This window comes from Aeromonas sp. HMWF014 (assembly GCF_963878295.1).
Classification (GTDB): Bacteria; Pseudomonadota; Gammaproteobacteria; order Enterobacterales; family Aeromonadaceae; genus Aeromonas; species Aeromonas popoffii.
Genome location: NZ_CAWNYS010000328.1, coordinates 1 through 3,081, shown reverse-complemented (window position 1 = coordinate 3,081; position 3,081 = coordinate 1). Strand labels below are relative to the sequence as shown.

1 rRNA gene is annotated in these 3,081 nt (G+C 52.0%); it reads left to right on the top strand.

The features are described 5' to 3' along the window. Positions 1-156: 156 nt before the first annotated feature. Positions 157-3,046: ribosomal RNA gene (locus AAC083_RS13915) — 23S ribosomal RNA — on the top strand. The last annotated feature ends 35 nt before the right edge of the window (positions 3,047-3,081 follow it).

Sequence of the window (3,081 nt, the reverse complement as noted above, 5' to 3'; positions counted from 1 at the left end):
TGCTCTTTAACAATCTGGAAAGCTGATTTAAAAAGTAGTTCTCAAACATTTGTTACAAGTGCTTTGGAAACTTCTTGGCGAAAACCAAAATTTATTTTGGTCCTTGTTGTACTTCAACAAGACGCGTTGTTTCGACGACACTTCTTGGGGTTGTATGGTTAAGTGACTAAGCGTACATGGTGGATGCCTTGGCAGTCAGAGGCGATGAAGGACGTACTAACCTGCGATAAGCTGTGAGAAGTCGGTAAGAGACGCTATTACTCACAGATTTCCGAATGGGGAAACCCACCCAGCATAAGCTGGGTATCTATTACTGAATACATAGGTAATAGAGGCGAACCGGGAGAACTGAAACATCTAAGTACCCCGAGGAAAAGAAATCAACCGAGATTCCCTCAGTAGCGGCGAGCGAACGGGGATTAGCCCTTAAGTTTCTTGGAAGTTAGTGGAATGGTCCTGGAAAGGCCAGCGATACAGGGTGATAGCCCCGTACATGAAAACGACCTTGAAGTGAAATCGAGTAGGGCGGGACACGTGACATCCTGTCTGAATATGGGGGGACCATCCTCCAAGGCTAAATACTCCTGACTGACCGATAGTGAACCAGTACCGTGAGGGAAAGGCGAAAAGAACCCCTGTGAGGGGAGTGAAATAGAACCTGAAACCGTGTACGTACAAGCAGTGGGAGCCCTTCGGGGTGACTGCGTACCTTTTGTATAATGGGTCAGCGACTTACATTTTGTAGCGAGGTTAACCGTATAGGGGAGCCGTAGGGAAACCGAGTCTTAACTGGGCGTCTAGTTGCAAGGTGTAGACCCGAAACCGGGTGATCTAGCCATGGGCAGGTTGAAGGTTGAGTAACATCAACTGGAGGACCGAACCCACTAACGTTGCAAAGTTAGGGGATGACCTGTGGCTGGGGGTGAAAGGCCAATCAAACTCGGAGATAGCTGGTTCTCCCCGAAAGCTATTTAGGTAGCGCCTCGGACGAATACTACTGGGGGTAGAGCACTGTTTGGACTAGGGGGTCATCCCGACTTACCAACTCCATGCAAACTCCGAATACCAGTAAGTACTATCCGGGAGACACACGGCGGGTGCTAACGTCCGTCGTGAAGAGGGAAACAACCCAGACCGCCGGCTAAGGTCCCAAAGTTCTGGTTAAGTGGGAAACGATGTGGGAAGGCTCAGACAGCTAGGATGTTGGCTTAGAAGCAGCCATCATTTAAAGAAAGCGTAATAGCTCACTAGTCGAGTCGGCCTGCGCGGAAGATGTAACGGGGCTCAAACCAGGCACCGAAGCCGCGGATTCACACTTATGTGTGAGTGGTAGGGGAGCGTTCTGTAAGTCTGCGAAGGTGTATCGAGAGGTATGCTGGAGATATCAGAAGTGCGAATGCTGACGTAAGTAACGATAAAGGGGGTGAAAAGCCTCCTCGCCGGAAGACCAAGGGTTCCTGTCCAACGTTAATCGGGGCAGGGTGAGTCGACCCCTAAGGTGAGGCCGAAAGGCGTAATCGATGGGAAGCAGGTTAATATTCCTGCACGACTTGTAATTGCGATGGGGGGACGGAGAAGGCTAGGTGGGCCAGGCGACGGTTGTCCTGGTGAAAGTGCGTAGGTGGTGTTTCTAGGCAAATCCGGAGACACAACACTGAGACACGAGACGAAGCCACTACGGTGGTGAAGCCATTGATGCCCTGCTTCCAGGAAAAGCCTCTAAGCTTCAGATTACAAGTCATCGTACCCCAAACCGACACAGGTGGTCGGGTAGAGAATACCAAGGCGCTTGAGAGAACTCGGGTGAAGGAACTAGGCAAAATAGAACCGTAACTTCGGGAGAAGGTTCGCTCTTGACAGTGAAGTCCCTTGCGGATGGAGCAGTTGGGAGTCGCAGTGACCAGATGGCTGGGACTGTTTATCAAAAACACAGCACTCTGCAAACACGAAAGTGGACGTATAGGGTGTGACACCTGCCCGGTGCCGGAAGGTTAATTGATGGGGTTAGCGCAAGCGAAGCTCTTGATCGAAGCCCCGGTAAACGGCGGCCGTAACTATAACGGTCCTAAGGTAGCGAAATTCCTTGTCGGGTAAGTTCCGACCTGCACGAATGGTGTAACCATGGCCATGCTGTCTCCACCCGAGACTCAGTGAAATCGAATTCGCCGTGAAGATGCGGTGTACCCGCGGCTAGACGGAAAGACCCCGTGAACCTTTACTACAGCTTGGCACTGAACATTGAACCTACATGTGTAGGATAGGTGGGAGGCTTTGAAGGCGTGACGCCAGTTGCGCTGGAGCCGTCCTTGAAATACCACCCTTGTATGTTTGATGTTCTAACGCAGGGCCCTGAATCGGGCTCGCGGACAGTGCCTGGTGGGTAGTTTGACTGGGGCGGTCTCCTCCCAAAGAGTAACGGAGGAGCACGAAGGTTGGCTAATCCTGGTCGGACATCAGGAGGTTAGTGCAATGGCATAAGCCAGCTTAACTGCGAGACGGACAGGTCGAGCAGGTACGAAAGTAGGTCATAGTGATCCGGTGGTTCTGAATGGAAGGGCCATCGCTCAACGGATAAAAGGTACTCCGGGGATAACAGGCTGATACCGCCCAAGAGTTCATATCGACGGCGGTGTTTGGCACCTCGATGTCGGCTCATCACATCCTGGGGCTGAAGTCGGTCCCAAGGGTATGGCTGTTCGCCATTTAAAGTGGTACGCGAGCTGGGTTCAGAACGTCGTGAGACAGTTCGGTCCCTATCTGCCGTGGGCGTTGGATGATTGAAGGGAGTTGCTCCTAGTACGAGAGGACCGGAGTGAACGAACCTCTGGTGTTCGGGTTGTCACGCCAGTGGCACTGCCCGGTAGCTAAGTTCGGAATCGATAACCGCTGAAAGCATCTAAGCGGGAAGCGAGCCCTGAGATGAGTCATCCCTGACCCCTTGAGGGTCCTAAAGGGCCGTTGGAGACCACAACGTTGATAGGTGGGGTGTGTAAGCGCAGTGATGTGTTGAGCTAACCCATACTAATTACCCGTGAGGCTTAACCATACAACACCCAAGAAGTGTTTCTGGCCTTGTAGCGA